Annotated in this window: 16 protein-coding genes; 3 read left to right on the forward strand and 13 right to left on the reverse strand. The window is 46.0% G+C overall.

The features are described 5' to 3' along the window. Positions 1-178: 178 nt before the first annotated feature. Positions 179-1423 carry a dicarboxylate/amino acid:cation symporter gene (locus tag DWU89_RS05870; protein WP_244205863.1) on the forward strand — a complete coding sequence of 415 codons (1245 nt, stop codon included), beginning with the start codon at positions 179-181 and terminating at the stop codon, positions 1421-1423. Here the strand turns inward: DWU89_RS05870 and DWU89_RS05875 are convergent. The 7 genes from DWU89_RS05875 to DWU89_RS05905 all read right to left on the reverse strand — a co-directional run bounded on the left by DWU89_RS05875 (position 1413) and on the right by DWU89_RS05905 (position 10430). Beyond that, positions 1413-2678 (reverse strand): porin family protein, encoded by a 1266-nt coding sequence (locus DWU89_RS05875; protein ID WP_115498710.1) that lies wholly within the window; start codon positions 2676-2678, stop codon positions 1413-1415. The two genes, DWU89_RS05870 and DWU89_RS05875, sit on opposite strands and share 11 nt — an antisense overlap. Positions 2679-2684: 6 nt before the next feature. After that, on the reverse strand, positions 2685-3230 hold the full coding sequence (locus DWU89_RS05880; protein ID WP_115498711.1) for an RNA polymerase sigma factor: 546 nt from the start codon (positions 3228-3230) through the stop codon (positions 2685-2687). 78 nt (positions 3231-3308) lie between these two features. Next, positions 3309-4115 carry a hypothetical protein gene (locus DWU89_RS05885; protein WP_115498712.1) on the reverse strand — a complete coding sequence of 269 codons (807 nt, stop codon included), beginning with the start codon at positions 4113-4115 and terminating at the stop codon, positions 3309-3311. 204 nt (positions 4116-4319) lie between these two features. Next, the gene (locus tag DWU89_RS05890) at positions 4320-5501 is read right to left on the reverse strand and encodes a TolC family protein (RefSeq protein WP_115498713.1); all 1182 of its coding nucleotides are present in this window, start codon (positions 5499-5501) and stop codon (positions 4320-4322) included. After that, entirely contained in the window at positions 5501-8599 is a 3099-nt protein-coding gene (locus DWU89_RS05895) for an efflux RND transporter permease subunit (RefSeq protein WP_115498714.1), read from the reverse strand. The genes DWU89_RS05890 and DWU89_RS05895 overlap by 1 nt, the downstream gene beginning before the upstream one ends. Positions 8600-8702: 103 nt before the next feature. Beyond that, the gene (locus DWU89_RS05900; protein WP_115498715.1) at positions 8703-9920 is read right to left on the reverse strand and encodes an efflux RND transporter periplasmic adaptor subunit; all 1218 of its coding nucleotides are present in this window, start codon (positions 9918-9920) and stop codon (positions 8703-8705) included. A 105-nt stretch (positions 9921-10025) separates the two neighbouring features. After that, a complete protein-coding gene (locus DWU89_RS05905) occupies positions 10026-10430 on the reverse strand; it encodes a DUF6769 family protein (protein ID WP_115498716.1) in 405 nt (134 codons plus the stop codon). A gap of 184 nt (positions 10431-10614) precedes the next feature. Between DWU89_RS05905 and DWU89_RS05910 the strand changes: the two genes are divergently transcribed. Beyond that, on the forward strand, positions 10615-11580 hold the full coding sequence (locus DWU89_RS05910) for a helix-turn-helix domain-containing protein (RefSeq protein WP_167451644.1): 966 nt from the start codon (positions 10615-10617) through the stop codon (positions 11578-11580). Between the two features lie 25 nt (positions 11581-11605). Here DWU89_RS05910 and DWU89_RS05915 read toward each other — a convergent pair whose 3' ends face one another. The 3 genes from DWU89_RS05915 to DWU89_RS05925 form a co-directional block, all read right to left on the reverse strand. Further along, positions 11606-12373: a sulfide-dependent adenosine diphosphate thiazole synthase gene (locus DWU89_RS05915; protein WP_115498718.1), complete on the reverse strand. Its 768-nt coding sequence runs from the start codon at positions 12371-12373 to the stop codon at positions 11606-11608. A 171-nt stretch (positions 12374-12544) separates the two neighbouring features. Continuing rightward, positions 12545-13186 (reverse strand): cytidylate kinase-like family protein, encoded by a 642-nt coding sequence (locus tag DWU89_RS05920; RefSeq protein ID WP_115498719.1) that lies wholly within the window; start codon positions 13184-13186, stop codon positions 12545-12547. A gap of 42 nt (positions 13187-13228) precedes the next feature. Beyond that, positions 13229-14575 (reverse strand): MATE family efflux transporter, encoded by a 1347-nt coding sequence (locus DWU89_RS05925; RefSeq protein ID WP_115498720.1) that lies wholly within the window; start codon positions 14573-14575, stop codon positions 13229-13231. Between the two features lie 64 nt (positions 14576-14639). On the opposite strand from DWU89_RS05925, the gene DWU89_RS05930 reads away from it, so the two are divergent. Then, on the forward strand, positions 14640-15113 hold the full coding sequence (locus tag DWU89_RS05930) for a GAF domain-containing protein (protein ID WP_115498721.1): 474 nt from the start codon (positions 14640-14642) through the stop codon (positions 15111-15113). A gap of 22 nt (positions 15114-15135) precedes the next feature. On the opposite strand, the gene brxL is transcribed toward DWU89_RS05930, so the two are convergent. The 3 genes from brxL to DWU89_RS05945 all read right to left on the reverse strand — a co-directional run bounded on the left by brxL (position 15136) and on the right by DWU89_RS05945 (position 21497). Continuing rightward, the gene (gene brxL / locus DWU89_RS05935) at positions 15136-17184 is read right to left on the reverse strand and encodes a BREX system Lon protease-like protein BrxL (protein ID WP_115498722.1); all 2049 of its coding nucleotides are present in this window, start codon (positions 17182-17184) and stop codon (positions 15136-15138) included. 4 nt (positions 17185-17188) lie between these two features. Further along, positions 17189-19726 carry a PglZ domain-containing protein gene (locus DWU89_RS05940; protein ID WP_244205864.1) on the reverse strand — a complete coding sequence of 846 codons (2538 nt, stop codon included), beginning with the start codon at positions 19724-19726 and terminating at the stop codon, positions 17189-17191. Positions 19727-19838: 112 nt separating this feature from the next. Next, positions 19839-21497 (reverse strand): RNA-binding domain-containing protein, encoded by a 1659-nt coding sequence (locus DWU89_RS05945; protein ID WP_158543337.1) that lies wholly within the window; start codon positions 21495-21497, stop codon positions 19839-19841. Positions 21498-21526 lie beyond the last annotated feature (29 nt).

The following is a 21526-nucleotide window of genomic DNA, read 5'->3' on the forward strand; positions in this document are numbered from 1 at the left end:
AAGTAGAAACGTTTATTGTTTAGACTCTTAATATATGCATCGAAGGCAAAGATATAAAAGATTTGTAACATACATTACAGAAAGTGCGTTTGCATTTTTAACCAAAGACTGTTTTCTTTGTATTATGAAACAATATAATACGTCCAAGAAAAATAAAAAATTCTCCTTTCCTCTTTATATGCAGATACTTGCAGGGATGATTATCGGGGTGATTATCGGGATTGCCGCCATACAAATCAACGGCGAAAAGTTCATACAAGACTGGATCCGGCCCTGGGGACAAATCTTTATCCGCCTGCTACAATTGATTGCGATTCCGCTTGTATTCATTTCGCTTATCAAAGGCGTTACGGGACTGAAAGACATCAGTAAGTTCTCCCGTATCGGAGGAAAAACAGTTCTTATTTACTTAGGGACAACGCTTGTTGCCGTACTGATCGGGCTCTTTATGGGACTGGCCGTAAAGCCCGGCAAGCTGGTCAACCGGGAACAAGTTGCCCACTTGCAGGAAAACTATCAGTCGATAGTCGAAGAGAAAAAACAGGCGGCAGTGGAGACGCACGACAAAGGCCCGCTTCATTTCCTGAACGATATCGTGCCGAATAATATTGTCAGTGCGACAGCGGACAACTCGAAGATGTTACAGGTGATCTTCTTTGCCATCTTCTTCGGAATAGCGGCATTAGCTGTTCCGGCGGACAAGATTGCGCCAGTCATCGCCCTATTCGACGGGTTGAACGATACGATACTCCGCATGGTGGATTATATCATCAAGTTTGCACCCTGGGGAGTCGCGGCGTTAATGGCAGGACTGGTGACGGATTTCAATGGGGATGCCAGCATATTCAGTGCCTTAGGTGTATATGCATTGACTGTCGTCGCAGCAATGTTCGTTCTGGTGTTGGGCTTCTATCCGGTGCTGATACATTTCTTCACGAACATACATTTTAAGGATTTCATACGCACCCTGTATCCGGTCCAGCTATTCGCCTTCACGACCAGCAGCAGCGCGGCGACTCTTCCGGTCACTATGGAGACGGTGGAAAGGGATCTGCATGTCTCGCAAGAGGTCAGTTCGTTCGTCCTGCCTGTCGGGACCACTATCAATATGGACGGGACTTCCTGCTACCAATCCATCGCTATCCTGTTTATCGCACAGGTGTTAGGAATCGACCTCAGCCTTACGCAACTCATCATCATCGTTGCCATGACCATCCTCTCCTCCATCGGAACGCCCGCCATTCCGGGAGGAAGTTATGTGATCCTCACAATGGTACTGACCTCAGTCGGTATCCCGGCAGAAGGACTGGCACTGATACTCGGCATAGACCGCCCATTGGATATGCTCCGCACGGCAGTCAACGTCACAGGGGATGCTGCGGTCTCAACGATTGTAGACCGAAGCACAAATCCTAATAAGTAAACCGGATCCCGAACTGGAAAGTAAAGGTAAGCGGATGTGCCGTCCGGATGCTTTCAAAGCGGATGCTACTATTGCGGGACTGCGGGTTCAGGTTGTAATAGTAGCTTACGCCCGGTTCGATGAACAGCGAGAGCGGACAGCGAAGTTCCGCCTGCATACCGGCAGCGGCATTCCAGGAAGGTTGCCAGCGATTGATATGCAGATCCGCGTCCGTCTTCTTTGCCGATATGCAATATTCGATCATTCCTCCGCCGGAAGCATAGAAAGAAAGATTCTTCCATTTATAGAAAGTCCAGCTGAGCTTTAACGGCACACCGATATAATGCAACTTCTGGGAGCCGTCATAAGTCGTCCTCTCTTCCAGGATTTCCGAATACAGATAGGTATAAGACAAGCCTGTTTCCAGCGCGAGCCGGGGCGTGATATACGTGCGTGCCGAAACACCAACCGAAACAGGAAGATGGTGGCGGTAATAATAGTTTGTACCATTATCTCCCGAACTGCTTCCACCTCCGGCAGCTGCTTTTGTCTGAAGTCCTTCAGACAAGTCCTCATCCGGCTTCTCCGGTTTATCATCCGGATTGGGGCGAGGTCCCGGATCTGAATATCGACCTTCATAATGCTCAAATCCCCCTCCCATATTCGTCACGTTATTGCTACCGGTCTGAATACCGAAAGCAAAGCGGTTAAAGTCAAACACCTTCTTCTTTTCCTCCATATGGCGATACGGAATACTGTTCCGCCTGTCCGGCTGCGGACCGGAATCTTTATGGACGGGACGAGTCGGTTCCGCCTGTCCGGCACTGTCTTCTGCGGATTCGGCAACCAAGACTTTTTCCGGCAAATCGACCGGAGACAACTCCGGCATCAGGCTATCCATAATCTGTATATAGGGGAAAAAGCGGGCTTGGGCAGGTTTCTCCGGGATTTCTTCCTGCGGCAAAGCGGGTACCGTGTTTTCCTCTTTTGCCGGAGGCGTAACAACAGGACGTTCCGCTACAGCCGTCTGCGGTTCCTCACGGCGGAAAACGACAACCGATATCATCAGACACAACAGGGCGACAGCTGCCACAGCCATCCTACGATACAGCAGCCTGCGGCGAACGGGCTTCATCGCTACCGCCGACGACTCCTGGTCAGGCAAGAGCGCAGGAAGTTCTGCCTCCAGCTTTTCCCAGCCGTCCCTGCGGAGAGGAAGATGAAACTCATCTTCCCGGTCGCGAAGCATTTGCAGTATGTCATTCTTGTCGTTCATGTCTGTCTATTCGGTTTTCTTTAATTGTTCTTTGATACGGGTAACCAGCAGGCGGCGTGCACGATTCAGCTGGGAGGCCGACGACGCTTCGTTGATATGCAAGCTGTGCGCAATCTCCTTATGGCTCCAGCGTTCAAACACATACAAGTTGAATACGGTACGATAGCCGGGAGGCAACTCCGCCACAAACGCCATCAGGATATCCATCGACAGGCCGTTCGCGTCCGGCTCCTCTTCGTCCGGCAATTCCGGCAGTTCATCCAGCGGCAAGCCGTCGCGGAGCAGATCTTTATGGCGAAGGTATTCTAACGAAACATTGGCAAACACCCGGCTCAACCAGGCGCGCAGGCTCCCTTCACCCCTATAAGTAAAAGATGAAATGGACGAGAAGACCTTCAGAAAACCGTCGTGCAGGAGGTCGTGAGCCGTCTCCTCATCGCCGGCATAGCGATAGCACAGGCATAGCATCCTCTCCGCAAAGCGCTCATACAGCTCCTTGCGGGCAAGATTGTCTCCTGTCTTGCATCTATCGGTCAACTCCGTTTCTGTCATCAATTCTTATAGTGCTTTTAAATGTAAATGCAGGTTTGCATGAAACCTTGCACGAAGGAAGGGAAAAAATTATTTTTATTACAAATCAGAGCATCTCTTGTTATTTTTTTCCTGTTCATAAATATAAAATGCATGTAAATAACATCCAAGTGCCACAAACTGGACAAGAAGAAACAATCCGTATTCTTCTTTGAGACAACAATACAATGAAATAATCAACATCACAGTGCTACATCTAAACACGGCGAAAGGATATGACCTAAATCCTAAAAGATCCGTAAGCCGATCATATTTCCAGAATTTATCACTCACATAAAAAGTAGCGATACCTATCAATATAAATACCACTCCGTCATATTCCGCAATGACAGGGACATACTTAAACAACAACAAAAGGATTATCGTAAACAGAGCAATAAACAAATCAACCCAGAAAAAGCCAGGCAAATAATCCCGGAGAAAAGGTTTAAGAGGAAGACTCTTGCTCCGATAGTGCCTCTTTCTTAAATAAACGTTTTCATTCCGTTTGGCAAAAAGACAGACATAGCCCAACCCGAATGTATAAGAGATCAATGCCGGAACAAATACCAATATATTTTTCAAACTTTCCATTAACAGACTTCCGTACAAAAGACATACACTTGTAAGGAAAAGAGTCACATTGGTAATAATAATATGATTCGCCATTTTCCAATAAGGCCCCCCAGACCAATATCTGAATAACAATTTCCACAATAGTATACCGGATAAACAAAAACTTCCGACTGCGAATAAAATATTGGCCGTATCGCTTTCCATATACCGCCCCAAAGCCAACAATCCAACCGACAGCCCAACCAGTGGAACCGATATACACACAAATGGTTTAATATACTTTCTTGTCATTTCATATCATTTTGCAGAAACCTCTTGTGCAAAGGAATGGAAAAAAAAACATTTTTCAGAGCAAGAAGAGCCTCCGCCGATTGTAAAATGTATTTTTTATTGTCAGCGGAGGCTCTTCTTGCCTCAAAAGAAATTATTTATGGCCAGCGGAGGCTCCGCTTGGCACAAAAATATCATTTTGCTACAAGCGGAGCATTTCCTGCCTTAAAGTTTATATTTATACAACTGCGCCATCACCTTCTGATACTCGTTCTGCAGCTGCATATAATTCTGCAAGCTCTGGTAGAGCGTCGTGACGTCGACAAAATACTCGATCATGGAGATCTGCCCTGCCTGGATTGCCTTATTCAGCAACGCCAGGTTGTTCTGGCTTTTCAGCACATCGCTATATTCGTCGATAGAAGTTTTCAGGGCGAGCGACTGGTTATAGAGGCGGAGCAATTCGTTCTCGACCGTCGTCGTCGTGCTTTCCAGCTGCAAGTCGGTGTAAAGGCTTTGCGCCTTTGCCTGCTTCACATTGTTGCGGTTCGAGAAGAGAGGGATGCTGATACCGACCAGGAAGCCGTTGAAGCGTTCGCCTCCGGCAGCCGTATTCAGACGGTAGCCCAACTCGAAGCCCGGCAGATTCAGCGATTTACTAACGCTGAGCTGGCGCAGGGCGGCGGCCTTTTCGCTTTGCAGGGAAAGCAACTGGCGGTCGGCGGGAACCGCTTCCTGTTTCAGGTCGACGAACGACTGCGGGGCTTCCACCGGTAGATAAGCCGTGTCGGTGAAGTTGATCGCGATACCGCCGTTCAACATCGCTAACTCGTGCAGCTTGGCTACACGGGCGGCTTCGTTCATGCGGGCTTCATTCTTCGCGTTGAGCAGTTCGAGGTCGATTTTGTTTACTTCGAGCACGTTGGCATCACCGTTTTGCAACCGTGTCGCATAGAGGGCGGACAGTTGTTCGGCATTCTGCCGGCGGGTGTCTAACAAGTTCTTCTGCTGGTTCAGCAAGATCAGATCGAGGCAGACTTCCTTGGCTTGCAACAGGATTTGCTGGCGGATTTCCGCACCTTGGCGGTCGAAGCCCTCTCCTTTCGCCCGCGACAGTTTATTCTTCTGCACATAGACGGAAGGGAAATCGAAAGACTGCGAAGCGACCAGCTCGCCCTGTATGCCCATTCCCTCCTTATTCCCATACTGGTGCGTATAGGAGACGGACGGGTCGGGCAGGTTATTTCCCAACCGGGCTTCCAGCTTCTGCGCCGTCACCAACTGGTGGTTTGCCTGCAACTCCTTGTTATTGGCCTCGACGCTGCGAAGCACCTCCTCGATGGAGGTCTGCGCGCCGGCGGCCATTATAGAAGAAAGGAATGCTATTGTGAATATGAATCGTTTCATTATTTATCTTCTTTATTCATTAATAAATAAACAATCGGGATGATGAAGCCGTTCAGGAAGGTGGATGTCAGCAAACCTCCCAGGATGACAGTTGCCATCGGGCTCTGTATCTCGTTACCGGGTAAGTCGCCGTTCAAGGCAAGCGGGATCAGGGCGAGGGCCGAACTGAGCGCCGTCATCAGGATCGGGTTCAGACGGTCCAGGGAACCTTGCACGACAGCTTGCTTTAACGGCATATTCTCGACTGTCCGGAGATGTGTATAATGGCTGATCAGCAGCATACCGTTACGGGTGGCAATCCCGAACAGGGAGATGAAACCGATGATCGCCGGAATACTCACCTCGCCGGAAGTCAGCTTCAGGATAAACACGCCACCGATCAACGCCAACGGCAGGTTCAGCAAGACGACTCCACTCTCCTTCGCATCCTTAAACTCGTTATAAAGCAGCAGGAAGATGACAAGCAGGGACATCAACGACGTAAACAACAGCGTACGGCTGGCGGCCTGCTCGCTCTCGAACTGTCCGCCGTATTCGATATGATAGCCTTCGGGCAACTGAATGGAGGCGTCCACCTTTTGCTGGATCTCATTCACGACGCTGCGGAGGTCGCGTTCGGAGACGTTTCCGCTGATCACGATCTTACGCTGGACATTCTCGCGGTTAATCGTGTTCGGACCTGTCACGGAACGGATCTCGGCGACATAGCTCAACGGCACTTTCTTCCCGCCGGCATCAATCATCAGGTTACGGATATCCTCCATCGTCGCACGGCTCTCGTCGGAAGTCTTGACCGTCAGGTCGAACGTCTTGCCGTCGTCATAGACCTGGCTGACGGCTTCACCGCCCAGCATGACATTCACATATTCTTCAAACTCCGGCAAAGAGATACCGTATTGCGCCATCAGCTCGCGTTTCGGTGTGATGGTAAGCTGCGGGCGTTCGATCTGCTGCTCCACTTTCAGGTCCACCAGGCCGGGGATACCCTGAATGGCTTCCTTAATCTGGTTGCCGACCGTAAACATCAGGTTCAGGTCCGTACCGAACAGCTTGATTGCGATATTCGCTTCCGTACCGGAAAGCATGGCATCGATACGGTGGGAGATCGGCTGTCCGATCTCGATATTGGCGCCGCTGATAGTCGACAGCTTCTTGCGGACATCGTTCATGACGGCGTCGCGGCTACGGTCTTTCAAGATGAAAGGAGCCTCGATCTCAGATACGTTCACGCCTAAGGCATGTTCGTCCAGCTCGGCACGTCCGGTCTTGCGGGCAACCGTCTGTATCTCGGGAACTTGCATCAGCAGTTCTTCCGCGCGGCGTCCCATCTTGTTCGATTCGTCCAGGGAGATACCCGGAAGTGAACTGACGTTAATCGTAAACGAACCTTCGTTGAACGGTGGCAGGAAGCTACGTCCCAACGTAAAGAAAGTCCCCAGGGCAACAACGAACAGGGCTATCGTACAGCCCAGCACAATCTTTTTATGCGCCAATGCTCCGTTCAGTGCCTTGCCATATACACCTTTCAGCTTGCGGGCCACCCAAGCTTCTTTCTCTATGCTCTTATCCGTTGCTTTCCGGTTCAGCAGGTAACTACACAACACCGGAGTCAATGTCAACGCCACAACTGTAGAGGCGAACAACGCCACGATAAAAGCAATCCCCAACGGAATCAACATACGTCCTTCCATCCCGTGCAGGAAGAAAAGGGGCACGAAACTGACCACAATAATCAACGTCGAATTAAGAATCGGCATACGGACCTCGCGGGAGGCGTCGAACACGACATCCAGAATGGAACGCTGCTCTGCAGGCGGCAGCAAGCGGTTCTCACGTATTCGCTTATAGACATTCTCCACGTCGACAATCGCATCATCCACCAACGAACCGATCGCAATCGCCATACCGCCCAGACTCATAGTGTTTATGGTCAATCCCATATAATGCAGCGCCAGAATGGAAACTAACAGGGAAAGAGGAAGGGCAACCAGCGAAATCACCGTCGTACGGATATTCATCAGGAAGAGGAAGAGAACGATCACCACAAAGAAGCTCCCCTCGAACAGACTATTCTTTACGTTATTGATAGAGCTGTCGATGAAGCGGCTCTGGCGGAAGATATCCGTCGAGACATGCACGTCGGACGGCAAGTTTTTCTGTAAATCCGCCACAATCGCATCCAGCTTATCTGTCAGGTCGATCGTACTCGTATTCGGCTGCTTGGTGACCGTTATCAGCACAGCCGGTTTAGCCCGTTCGGAAGCCGTTCCGAGTTTCGGGCTCTTGCCGCCGATCTTCACCGTCGCCACATTCTCCAAGAGGACAGGGAAATCGCCGACAGTCTTCACAACACCTTTTCCGATCTCTTCCGCTTTGGCAGTGGAGAGAACGCCCCGGATGATGTATTCGTTATCGTATTCATAGAGCACGCCGCCGTTGGCATTCCGGTTCATATTACGGGTCACGGTCAGGACTTCATTCAAGCTGACGCCGTAATGCTTCATGCGAGCCGGATCGAGCAGAATCTGGTATTCCTTAATGTCTCCACCGATAACAGCTACCTGTGCCACGCCGCCTGTCGAAAGCAGTCGCGGACGGATTGTCCAGTCGGCAATCGTACGCAGGTCCATTTGAGTGGTGACAGCCGTCGAATCGTCAACCGTCAATCCGATAATCATCATTTCCCCCAGAATGGAAGATTGCGGGCCTAATGTCGGTTTTCCGACATTCTCCGGCAAGCTTTCACCGACAACGGCCAGCTTCTCGGATACGATTTGGCGGGCCCGGTAAATATCCGTCCCCCAATCGAACTCAACCCAGACAACCGAAAAACCGGTCGTAGAAGACGAACGCACACGGCGCACATCCATCGCACCGTTCACAGCCGTTTCCACCGGGAAAGTAACCAGGCGTTCCACCTCTTCGGGTGCCATGCCATTCGCCTCCGTCATGATAACAACAGTCGGCGCATTCAAATCCGGAAACACATCCACATCCGTATGGAACGCCGTATATGTTCCGGCAATCATCAGCAGCAGGGAACAGACCAGTACAACCAGCCTGTTATGCAGCGAGTAATATATTATCTTGTTCAGCATAGAAATAATTATTCAATTTGCTAATGTGTCAATATGCCAATGGCTACAGGATAAAGACATTCTATCCATTTGCATATTGGCATATTGGCACATTGGCACATTATTAATGGTTGTGTGTATGTGCAGGAATAGCATTAGAGGCAGAAGCTAACTTGATCTGGTACGCGCCTTCGGTCACGACTTCATCACCGGCTTTCAGGCCGCTCAGGATCTGCACTTCGGAACCGTTATCGGCTCCTAACGTCACAGGCACTTTCTTGTAGGCTTCCTCATGCTCGCGAACATAGACGGAATAGACGCCCTGCTCCTCGATAAGTGCAGAGACGGGAACGCTTATCACGTTTTGTAGCGGTGCGGTAAGCAGATAGATTTCCACGAATGAACCGGGGATGATAGCGCCTTTGTTGTCGAACTCGAACGTTACCGGCACATAAAACGAGTTTGCATCGGATGCCTTTCCATACGAAAGCAGACGTCCGCGCAGGTCGGACAGTTTATAAGTCGCATTGTCATACGGCGTACGGAAATTAGCGGACTGCACGGAAGGCAAATAGTTATAATATTTCTCCGATACCTCCGCACGCAGCACCAGGCGGTTGTTCTGTGAGATAGTCGCCAACGGCTGGCCGACAGTCACATAATCACCCTCCTTCACTTGCAGGTTCTTCAGATAGCCATTTATCGGCGAAACAACGGAAACACCGTTAGCCGTCTGTTTTCCTGCAACAGCTTCCCAGGCGACTTTCGCATTCTCATAATTCAGGCGAGCCTGCTCGAAATCTTTGGCTGAAACGATCTTATCCCCTATCAGGGCTTCCATGCGTTCATATTCCTTCTTTGCGTTCTCATACGCATATTTGGCTTTGGCTGCCACATTTCCGTCAGACAGCCCGCTGGATGCAAGACTCAGGATTGCCTGCCCCTTGCGTACAGCCGCTCCATCGACAAACGACAGATTGCCGAATGTCACCACACCGGGAACTGTAGCGACAACAGCCGACTCTTCTCCCTGGGCCGCCATCACACGGCCGCTTGTTTTGATCACATCCGTGAAAGCGCCCGGTTCCACTTTATGCGTCTTCAGCCCGACTGCTTCCGCAAGCGCCTTTTTAAAGGATATTTCTCCGGCATGTCCTCCACCGGCTTCTTCATGTGCATGATCATGTCCCTCGTGTTCATGGTCATGCCCCTCATGATCGTGATCATGTCCTTCTTCATGCTCGTGAGCTTCGTGTTCGTGCTCTCCGTGAGTCGCAGTATTCCCACTGCAACCCGCTAACAGGTAGGCGAAAATCACCCACGCTAAATATATCTTCTTCATTCTGATAGATTTGTCTAATGTATATTCGATAATAAATAATAAGGATAGAAGGTTGCATCAAAAGCGGGAATTAACACTCTTGACACGACTTCACTCAATCATCAATTATACATAGAACGGAGGCGCACGAAGCCCTGACGCAGATATTATCCACGTATCATGCAGGGACTCGATGTAAAAGGACCGGTCTTTCTCAAATAAGAGTTTATAGAATACCGGAACAGGAGGATTTATATAGTCAAAAAGTACAAGCAAGGGGAACAGATATTGACTTGCATCTCCATCTGTCGTATGTGAAAAGATAGATGTATAGAGCGCGATGTTATGCCCGTTACAGCCGCAGTCATGCGATTGCGAACTGCCATGCCCGCCATGAGCCGCTTCAGTCGACAGCGATTTATAGCACGGCAACCCGTTACTATGGTGATGATGCGGCACAACGACCGACAGTAGCACCACGATACTAACAAGCAGCATCACATACTGATATATTTTCCGTTTCGCTCTCATACTTAGTGATGCAAAAATAAGAAGTTTTTCATTACTACGCAATTATACATCTAAAGAATAAGGCCAATTTGACTCTCATAATTGACTTTTGATTCATTTTTATTTCATTTTTCGGAACAAAAGAGCTCTTTCTTGCGTTATAAGAGTAAATACTACATATACATATTTAATAGGGAGAAATAAAATGACAACAGATGTACTCAACAATAATCTGATAGAAGCGTTAAAAATGAAAATTCCCGATGGTTCAAATCTCGCAAATGAATTAATGGACATTTTATACATCGGGAAAGAAGCTGTCTACCGCAGATTAAGAGGCGAGGAACCTTTTACATTAGCAGAAGCAGCCACCTTATCAAAAAAATTAGGCGTTTCACTGGACCAGGTCATCAGTGCAGGTTTTACAAATAATGCCATGTTCAATCTGAACTTTTTGCATTATTCAGAACCACTAAAGACCTACTCATCTATCATCAGGCATTACACAGAAGTATTGGAAACTATAGCCGGTGATCCTGAATCCGATCTTTGCACAGCATCCAATATGATACCGCAAGCGTTTTATCTGAGATATGAATATCTTTCACGCTTCCGCCTGTTCAAATGGATGTATCAGCATGAGAAAGTAAACTGCGTTAAAAACTTCTCCGAACTTCAACTGACGGAAGAACTGGCCGATGCACAAAAAAAATTTGTCAACATCTCCCAAGAAATCGAGACGACCAATTACATATGGGATCAATTGATCTTCAAGCACCTGGTCAATGATATCAAATATTTTCAGGATATACATTTAGTCACGGAAGAAGAAGTTGCAAAACTGAAAGAGGAACTTTTTCATTTGCTTGACGAACTGGAAGAGATTGCAACCATCGGCAAGTATCCGATTAGCGGAAAGAACGTTAATATCTATATTTCGAATATTGATTTCGAAGCGACTTACAGCTACGCCAGCATGAAGAATTTCGAATTCGGGATGATTCGCATCTTCTCGATCAACTCGATATCTTCTAAAGACAAGGAGTTCTGTCAGAGCCAGCGGGAATGGATCAAATCTCTCAAACGCTTCTCGACCAACATATCGGTGAGCGGAGAAATACAACGCATCCAGTTCTTCAACGCACAACGGGAACATATCAAAATGCTCTGAAAGAGCATTTTGATAGTTGAAAGTGTTAACCGATTTTCGCACAGATAAGTTCAGCCGCTTTCTTTCCGCTCATCAGCATACCGCCGAAGATCGGTCCCATACGGAAACTACCGCTTACACCATTGGCAGCCATACCGGAAACGAACAATCCCGGATAGATTTCCTTTGTATTCTCGACAGTCGTAGCTTCGCCTAACTCGACGTTCAACGAACGTTCGCCGATCACACCGCCAGTCGGAGTGTTCAACTTAATATCGTTCTTACGGGCAACTACGCGGGCAATTTCGCAATCGTGACCTGTTCCTTCCAAAACAGCCTTTGCCATGATCGTCAGCGGGTCCACATGCATACCTTCACGGATGACCGGAGCCCAGTTCACAACCACACCGGCTACGGCGTCGTTATGGAACACAACGTCTTCTACAGAATAGCAGTTGAAAATAGTTGCACCGGCCTTCGTTGCGTTATAGATCAATGCAGAAGTGGTGTGTACGGAGTCCATAATATAAGTACCGTTACCGGCATCCTTATAGCTAACGCCCAACTCTTTCACGATCGGCATGGCTTCTTCCTGCACGACGATGTCGTTAAACATCATGGCACCGCCCCACATACCTCCACCGGGAGCCAGTTTACGGTCGAACAAAGCAACTTTCTTTCCGGCTTTAGCCAGATAATAAGCGGCAACAATACCGGAAGGACCACCGCCTACAATAGCGACATCAATAGACAAATTACTCTTCAACTTCGCAAAGTAAGAGTCAATAATTCCTGTTGAAACAATCTGTTCCATACAAAATAATAATTAGAGTTTAAACATCGGGAAGCACATAGAGGTAACGCTCCCCTTTATTTAGCAATTCTACCTTTTCCCTTCACGGCATTACCCGGGCAGGTTCTATGGGTATAATCTCAGCCTGATAGTAAGGCACCCCTATGATAAGTCGGTTGCAAAGATAATAAATTATCCGAAATGCGGCGGGCGTTTATTCATTTTCCGTTCTACAAAACTTTTCATAAACTCGACTGTTTCGTCCACTCCCAACACGGAAACATCAATCGAGAAGTTATAACTCGAGGCAACTCCCCACTCTTTATTCGTATAATAGTTATAGTAGGCAGCACGCGATTTGTCGGTTTTCGTCATCAACTCTTCCGCCTGTTCCACCGTAACATGCTGGTTTTCGATAATCCGCTGGATCCGGTTTTCTTTGTTGTTATGGATAAAGAAACTCAAGCAATCCGGATCGTCACGCAAGATATAATCGGCGCATCGGCCCACGATTATGCAAGAACCTTTCTCCGCCAAGTTCCGGATCGCATCGCTCTGGTAGAGGAACAAACGGTCGTTAGACAACACATCGGCATACGGAGGAAACAGCCCCATATAGGAATAGCCCATCGTAAAAGCGTATGCCAGCCCACTGGATGCCCGTTCGTCAGCCTTCTCAAAAAACTCTTCACTGAGCCCGCTCTCCTTGGCAGCAATCGCCATCAGTTGTTTGTCATAATAGGCAATACCCAGCGCCTTTGCCAACTTCTGCCCTATCTCGCGGCCACCACTGCCAAACTGCCGGCCGATGGTGAGTATGATTTTATTGTCCATATTGATCTACGTATTTGGTATTAAGACAAAGATATACATTTTTTATTTAGCACGAAACTTCCTGAACTGGTTTATTAATACAACAGCGGTCACGGCGGTGGCAGTCGCATCGGCAATCGGAATACTGATCCAGACGCCCAACGTGCCAAGCCAGGGAGGAAGAATCAGCAGGCAGGGTACGAGGAACAGCAACTGACGCGTCAACGAAAGAAAGATCGCCTTTTTCGACATCCCGATAGAAAGGAAAAAGTTCGTCGCCACCATCTGGAATCCGACAATCGGAAAGACGGCAAAGACGATATGCAAGCCTGATACAGCCGCCGCAATCAACTCCGGATCGGTCGTAAACATACGGACAATCATCGAAGGGAACAGCTGGCAGAGCAGAAAACCTGTTGTCGCCACCCCAATCGCCCACTTCATCGTCAGCTTCGTCACCTCCGTCACACGCGGATACAGACGGGCACCGAAATTATAACCGGCAATCGGCTGCATTCCCTGGTTGAATCCCATGATAATCATAATAAAAAGAAATATAATCCGGTTCACGATCCCGTATGCCCCGATCGCCATATCGCCCCCATGTTCTTTCAGCCCCCGATTAATCAGGATTACGATCAAACAAGCGCAAAGGTTCATCAGGAAAGGCGACAGCCCGATGTAGAGGATGCCTTTCACAATCTCATTCTTCAGCCGGAAAATGCCCTTTTTAAAATGCAAGAGTTGTGTCGGCCGGGAGAAATGGATCAATTGTCCGGTCAGGGAAATAACCTGAGAGATAACCGTTGCCCACGCCGACCCCTTGATTCCCCAGCCGAAACCGAAGATAAAGAGCGGATTCAACACACAGTTGATCACCACGGATGCCAGCGTTGCATACATAGCCATCTTCGGAAAGCCGGAAGAGCGCAGGACTGAGTTCAGTCCTAAATACATATGCGTCACCACATTCCCCATCAGAATCACTTTCATGTAATCACGCGCATACCCGATCGTATTCTCACTCGCTCCGAAGAAATAGAGGATAGGATCGAGAAACATCATGAAAGCCAGCGTAAACGCAAGTCCTAACACCACATTCAGCACCAGCACGTTTCCCAACACCCGGTTCGCCCCCTCGTAATCCTTTTGCCCTAACTTCACAGACACCAGTGTGGAAGCCCCCACCCCGACCAGCGAACCGAAAGCGGCAGCCAGATTCATCAACGGAAAGGTCAGGGCAAGGCCCGAGATCGCTAACGCCCCGACACCATGTCCGATAAAAATACTGTCAGCCATATTATAGAGCGAAGAGGCCGTCATGGCAATAATGGCAGGAATGGCGTATTGCGTCAGTAGCTTGCTGATCGGCTCGGTACCGAGCACTAAAGGAGAATTCTGTTTAGTCATGCTGCAAAGGTACGCAGATTTAGAAAAAAAGGTTACTTTTGTTATCTTATAAAGTATAAAAATTATGGCGGAAAATTTAGTAATCAACGACGGAAGCAAAAAAGAACAATACGAAACACTGCTTCCTCAACTGAAAGCATTGACAGCCGGTGAGACCGACGCAGTGGCAAATATGGCAAATATCGCCGCCGCTCTCCGGCAGACATTCGGTTTCTTCTGGGTCGGTTTCTACAGAGTGATAGAAGACACGTTAATATTGGGACCATTCCAAGGCCCGTTGGCTTGCACGCGCATCCGCTACGGGAAAGGCGTATGCGGCACTGCCTGGAAAGAAGCCCGCACAATCATCGTTCCGGATGTCGATAAGTTTCCCGGCCATATCGCCTGCAACTCCGCCTCCCGTTCGGAAATCGTCGTGCCGGTCATCAAAGAGTCTAAAGTCGTTGCCGTCCTGGATATAGACAGTGATGCGCTTGGCACGTTCGATGAAACGGATGCCACTTATCTTGAAAAGATTTGTGCGGAAATTGCCCCTTAGCGGGGCCCGAGCACATAAAAAATCAATTACTCTTCATATAGATCACGGTAAACTCCTTACACCTCCGATTCTCTTGCTTTGCTTGCGCCAACGCATATTTTCCAAAAGGTTCAAAAATATCTAAACCTCTCCCTAACGATATAGACCAACCATTATCTGCAACGACACTTCTATCATGGGCAGCATCAAAAAAATATTTGAATTGCACTCCATAGCTTTGCAAATCCTCTGATATATCATCCAATACATCTATCATTTCGGGGATGCCGCTATCTTCATTTTGTGTCTTTAAAACAATATCCAGCAACTCCGGATGAATATTCGTATCAATCAGCATTTGAATAAAATCCAATAAATTACGAATCTGATAAGGCAAACGGATAAATGGATCTGTAATTGTAATTTGTTTAGCATCTTTCAAATAATCAGCAAATAGGGAACGATAACTAATACCCTTTTGATTCAAACGAATATTAATTTGTTTTTCTGGTAATTGTCCAATGCGAGGTCTTGCTTTTTTCTCAGCTACCTCTTCTTTCCTTTGATTACATTCTGTTGACAAAGAAAGCTCTTCGTCTTTTATAATTAGAGCAGGATATATCGGATTTTCAATACGTTCCAATGTTTCCACTTGCCGTGTATTTCCAGTCTTAAGTTCCAAATATTCAAATTTGGCAGGTTCTGCTTTAAATGTTTCGTCTATAATATATAACTGGTCTTTCACGCGTTTCCTTGATTCCGCGGCAAAATCAATTAACTCCAAGACCTCCTCCTCGGTATATTTTCCATTCGGATACAATAACTTAGTCATGCCAGAAAAAGTCTTCCGAATAGCCAAATGATCTCGTTCCGATAATGATCCGTCAAACTTCACATAATTAGAAATATTCCCTGAATAATCCAATTTCCGCAACTCATGCAAAATAGCAGCTATATAGTCCGTAATCAAACCATATCCTTTACTAAAAGAGTCTTTCTTCAGCATTTTAATCTCCCACCCTGGATTATATAAGTGAATACGATCCAGAAAAGCTCCCTTAATAAAAGCCACAGGAATAGACTCGAACAGATGTGAATTCTTTAACATATAAGGAACCGTATGCTTCGTATTCCCGACAAAAGCCATAGAAGCAGAAGCCTCATGAGCTCCTTTACCTCTATTAAAAGACTTATTTGCCAGATAATTCTGCATCGTGTCGATCATAACAGTATCTACCGTTTTTCCTTTCTGCTGTTCAAATTCATCCCATGCCACGACATCCCAGTATCCGACTAATCCTAATAGTTCCTTATTGCCGGAATATTTCACAAACAAGCGGGCCGATGTCACATCCCCTCCGGAGACAAGTACACCATACGGAGACAACTCCTGAAATACATGAGACTTTCCAGTCCCTTTTGGTCCCAACTCCATAAAATTGAAATTGTTCTCCACATGAGGGAGTAAACGAGCCAGAATAATCAGCTTTTCCCTCCGATTCAAAAGCTCCGGACTTAATCCCACAGTATGCATCAAAAAGTCGATCCACTCTTCTGTCGTGAACTTTTCTCTTTGCCGGATAAACTCATCCAGATCGACAGATGATATCTGAATCGGCTTCAAAGTATCGATCTCCCAACGGATTTTAGCAGTATCGCTACTTAAGTAATTTATCGTAACAATACACCAAACCCCATTACCCGATAATAGCTTTGGGTTATCAATCACAAACTGATCCGCAATAGGTATACGCGACAATCCCAAATTCGCAAAAGAAGCCTCATATTGATTGGCGATACTATCATTCAGAGCCACCGTTATCTTATCGATCACCCGATACCGGCCTTTTTCCCGTATCTTGCCTTTAATCTCTTCTGCTTCCGCACGATGTACATAATTATTTCGTATTACATCTTTTACTTTTTCAAGCCCTTCCTCAATAATCTGTTCGTCATCACTCGCACAATATTGTCCAAGCAAATACTCCAAGACATAAGTAGGAACAGGTAAATTACCTTTCACTAAAAAGGCCAGGTCCTTACGGACAACCTTACCGACAAAAGCACTCAATATCTTCTCTTGCAAATTCATAGCTTTAGAAATCTTGTTCTATTAATGTATTGTTCCGTACATTCTCTTCAATAAGAGGATTCAAAAGATCTTCCGCATCATAAATCCTCAATTTAAGAATCTGTCCGCGGGCCGATTTATTCAAAGTCAACTCTACCGGAATTTGTCTGTTTGTCAAATCGATATCCGGGCAATTCAGACCGATAGATTTCTCCAGACACATCAATTCTTCATTTTCGTAAAGGCCACAAACAATTTCCCGTTCAATAAACTCTCCTGAGATCGCCTCGTCCTGAATCAAAACAAACTTCAAACGACTTGAGACAATCGATAAATTTTTAGTCATCAAGACCGGATTCACTTTCTGTTTCAAAGAGGTCTTTTTCAAAGAACTGGTGATAACCGGAATTATCATTTCCTGCAAAGAGGCACCTCCATGAGCAAAACTATACCCGCCTCCCGGAACTTTCAGACGGTTCGTTGCCAAAGGTAAAGCTATATAAACTGCATCCTCTTTCATCTCCGAAACACTGGACAACGGATATTTGACTATTCCCGGAACAGATTCATTCGATTCCGTCAAATAATACCGGGATGTCGCCTCTATATTCTCTTCCTCTATCCGTTGTTTATCTTTTTCTTCAAATAAAATATCGTTATAAAGAAAGCCGTGATCGGATGTAACCAGCACCCGATTCACATTAAAAGAGGCATGAATCGATTTAACCATCGCAGCAAGCTGTTCTACCGCTTTTCTACAAGCCTCCACGACATCCGTCGGATTCGCAGAATGCCCGATATCATCAATCACATTATGGAAGACATATACCAAAGGCTTTTTAAACAACTCACGGTTCAAACTCTGCGAACCTTTGACAACCGTCTGATAATCCACACAACAAGCATTATCCCGATACTGCCCCAAAAGGGCAGAACGTTGCGACAACGTATCCACTGCACAACCTTTGTCCAGTGTCATTTTCCCCTTGTTGAAATTTGCCTGCCGATGAGGCAACAGAACAGTTTTACCATACTTCGTCTCGGTTGGCAAGGTAGCCAGATTCGCATCTAACCGGGCTACATTCCGAGTATCTTTATTCAATTCTTCCAGCAGATCGGCCGCTACTTCATAGCGCAACGCATCACTTACGATGACAACCAACTTATAGGAATAATCCTGAACCTCATGCTGATAAAAATCAGCTTGTCTTTTCAATGAAACAGATTGAAAACCTCCGTCTGTTTGCTCTACGCAACGCATCCACTCCAAATTAAAAGCAAAAGTCAACTGCGCATAATCCTCATCCAATTGCTTTTTAAATACATTCAGCTCTTCTGAAATAGGGCAATCGGCTAAATTTATACCGTTGAAAACAGCCAAAGACTTTCTGTAGCAATTATCTACAAGATAAAATTCAGTTACATATTTCCGGATATATAAATCCGGAGAATTCAAAACCAAAGAACCCAAACTTTTTACCGACTTATAGTAAGAGGCTGCTTTCTCTACATAATGAACAACTTTAAGCACCTCCGACTCCCGATTTATCCGGATACTCATCTCCCGCACATAGGAGAAAATACTTTCGGCATCCGTGTTTATCCGCAGTAACAATTGTTGCAAAATAGGCCAACACAAAGCGTCGGGCAAATAGAAATAATTCGCCTTTGCCCCATAATATTTGATAATTTCCGACTCTTGAATATCTTTTCCTAACAGCGTTAATGACTTTAAAAATTTATCAGACAGACGCACATGTTGCAACCCGCATTCCAAAACACGGTTCATTAATTGCAGCCTATAAGCATTTGTTATCTTGTAACTTTTGTATCGATCCGTCGGTATTATCGCTAATGATTGGGTTATCGCATTATATTTCAGACATTCCACCAATCGTTTTACACGTTCTTCCTCATTATAAGATATTTGAACTCCAAAATAATCTTCTACCGCATGATCCAATGCATGCTGCGCATCTTTATTACCGATCAACTTCCTGAAAAAAGAGTCCCTTTTATTCTTTTCTTCCGATAATCCCAATATCAATAAACGAACCAGAATCTCATCCCAATCAAGCAACTTGCTCGCCTCCAGATAAACTGAAATCATTCCACGATTCACAACATTGATATCAAAGTTCTGATTATAATAAGCCCCAATAATCTTATTCACCTTTTCAAGTTGCAATTCTGCTATATGACGTTGAACATACTGGGAAAAGCGCATATCTATATGATTATGCTGCATAAAAGCGGCATAATCATCATTTTTATACTCCATATTGGCAACAAGCAATCCCAACAAGGGAAAATCTTGTTTATCCTTTGTTGTCGCCGGACTTTGACGAAGGAAACGCAATATCACTTTATCGTTTGCCCATTCATGCTCCAATCGATATTGTGTACGAAACCAACATCCATCGAAATCAACATATCGATATCCTGGTTTCCACTCCAGGTCATACAGTTCCGCCCCTATTTCATCCACCGGATCAAAGAGGAATAAAACACGGAGATTTTCGTTCCGTTCGAAATAACTATATATTTTGTTTTGTATCATCATACTTCATTTTCTAACAATCGCGACTAAACCATTTCACCATAACATACTGATAAAAAGAAACATACATAAACAGAGCGACTAAAAACGCGACTAAAACGCGACTAATTCACGACTAATTCACGACTAAAAACCATCGTCGATCTTTATATTCGATCTTATGCTCCTTCCTTAATGCTGCCAGATAGTTACTCACCCATTTCAGTTTCTGATTATCATCCTTCATTTCCGAAAGGGCATTTGTCAATGTTTTGAATATATCCGCACGGGAAACTCCCTTATCACCGGACTTCAACAATATCTTTTTCACTAACTCCCAGCAAACATCCTTGTCAATTCCGGATAAACGGACATATTCAGGTAACTGATTCATAGCCTTCGCCGTTTTCGCCGAAATAAAGAAACAAGGTTTTCTTCCTTCAATAAGTTTTTTAGCCTTTAAACTTTTTATAGCATCATCCGTAATGGGTCGGTGCTTCTGTATAGCATCCAGCCACATACACTCAGCCAATGACAGATCCAAATCCTCTTTCAGGATATCTACATATTTTGAATCCAGCATCTGACCATATATTTTCACCGTCACTTCCCGGTTCACCTCGTCAATCATATAATCAGGCATCGGGAAATAGCGCTTTCGCTGCTCCATAAACATCTTTTTAATTCCCCGTCCGATCGTATCGATCATGTTGAAATTCACCATTCCCGAACACAAACAGCGATTTCGGTAATATTTCTGAGGCCCGTTCTGCCGTATCGCGTTCTCTACGTTACCCGGAATAAAACCTCCTCCATTAGAAAAGTACAGGCATGTATTTTCAACCTCCACCAACGTTATGCGCTGTTCCATTTTATAATCCGTATGAGCAATACAATTGTGTAAAGCCTCACGAATCGTATAATCGTCATACTGTTTCATGGTATCCGGAAATAAAGTTCCACCCGGCAATTCCCGAAAAGTGAGATTACGGATCTTTGCCAAAACTTTGTCCACAGTCATCAAATAAGGAATGGTAAAATGTTCATAATCGATTTCCATATCTCGACTGTCGCGCAAAACCCAGGTAATCTGCAAAACAGCCGGACGCATAAAACGACGACAATCCTCTTTTCCCAAAAGCAGCAAAGCAGCCCTCGTCAATTGGCCTTCATACGCAACTTCCGCTTTTTGCAGAAAGGTCCAGGTATCCCAGTCATCCACTTCATTGGCCAAACGGGGATTTACCTTTTTGAACATGACACGCGCTTTCGCCAAAGCTTCTTCATCCAAATCATTTAAGGTCGCATCCGGCACGATTACAGCCGACCAATCCGTATGTAAAGTCTGGTTACGCATCTCATCATACTTACTCGGATCAAGAGGCACAAGGCTTTCTCCCCGACGCCCATAGCATTGTCCGTTCCATGCGATCGGCAATCCTCTGGGTGCTGCCGGAATTTTAAAGATCAAGATGCGTTTACCTTCTTCATAATACTCATAAATATCACGAAAAGAAATACGCTCGGTCAAATTCTGGGCAATTGTTTCCTTTAATCGCTCCAAATGGATATGTCCGACCTTGAAAGAAGAACCGATAACCATACGAGTCTTATCTTCCACACCGAAAACAAGCCATCCGAAATCCAATCCACGCAAATTGGCTTCATTACTCAAAGCGGAAAAATATTTGCCCAACTCCGAGATATCAAAATTACGTTCCGCTTTTTTGAATTCGATGACTTCATTCTCACATTGGAAACGAAGATGATTAAACAATTCTTTTATATTTTCCATGCCATTTTCCATCGTTAATGCAATCGTCC

The sequence above is a fragment of the Parabacteroides acidifaciens genome, from assembly GCF_003363715.1.
GTDB lineage: Bacteria > Bacteroidota > Bacteroidia > Bacteroidales > Tannerellaceae > Parabacteroides > Parabacteroides acidifaciens.

Coding starts and splice junctions, on each gene's coding strand:
- DWU89_RS05925 (WP_115498720.1), bottom strand. CDS start 14,575: ATGACTAAACAGAATTCTCCTTTAGTGCTCGGTACCGAGCCGATCAGC.
- DWU89_RS05875 (WP_115498710.1), bottom strand. CDS start 2,678: ATGAACGACAAGAATGACATACTGCAAATGCTTCGCGACCGGGAAGAT.
- DWU89_RS05910 (WP_167451644.1), top strand. CDS start 10,615: ATGACAACAGATGTACTCAACAATAATCTGATAGAAGCGTTAAAAATG.
- brxL (WP_115498722.1), bottom strand. CDS start 17,184: ATGAATTTGCAAGAGAAGATATTGAGTGCTTTTGTCGGTAAGGTTGTC.
- DWU89_RS05885 (WP_115498712.1), bottom strand. CDS start 4,115: ATGACAAGAAAGTATATTAAACCATTTGTGTGTATATCGGTTCCACTG.
- DWU89_RS05900 (WP_115498715.1), bottom strand. CDS start 9,920: ATGAAGAAGATATATTTAGCGTGGGTGATTTTCGCCTACCTGTTAGCG.
- DWU89_RS05880 (WP_115498711.1), bottom strand. CDS start 3,230: ATGACAGAAACGGAGTTGACCGATAGATGCAAGACAGGAGACAATCTT.
- DWU89_RS05940 (WP_244205864.1), bottom strand. CDS start 19,726: ATGATGATACAAAACAAAATATATAGTTATTTCGAACGGAACGAAAAT.
- DWU89_RS05920 (WP_115498719.1), bottom strand. CDS start 13,186: ATGGACAATAAAATCATACTCACCATCGGCCGGCAGTTTGGCAGTGGT.
- DWU89_RS05905 (WP_115498716.1), bottom strand. CDS start 10,430: ATGAGAGCGAAACGGAAAATATATCAGTATGTGATGCTGCTTGTTAGT.
- DWU89_RS05890 (WP_115498713.1), bottom strand. CDS start 5,501: ATGAAACGATTCATATTCACAATAGCATTCCTTTCTTCTATAATGGCC.
- DWU89_RS05895 (WP_115498714.1), bottom strand. CDS start 8,599: ATGCTGAACAAGATAATATATTACTCGCTGCATAACAGGCTGGTTGTA.
- DWU89_RS05870 (WP_244205863.1), top strand. CDS start 179: ATGCAGATACTTGCAGGGATGATTATCGGGGTGATTATCGGGATTGCC.
- DWU89_RS05915 (WP_115498718.1), bottom strand. CDS start 12,373: ATGGAACAGATTGTTTCAACAGGAATTATTGACTCTTACTTTGCGAAG.
- DWU89_RS05945 (WP_158543337.1), bottom strand. CDS start 21,497: ATGGAAAATATAAAAGAATTGTTTAATCATCTTCGTTTCCAATGTGAG.
- DWU89_RS05930 (WP_115498721.1), top strand. CDS start 14,640: ATGGCGGAAAATTTAGTAATCAACGACGGAAGCAAAAAAGAACAATAC.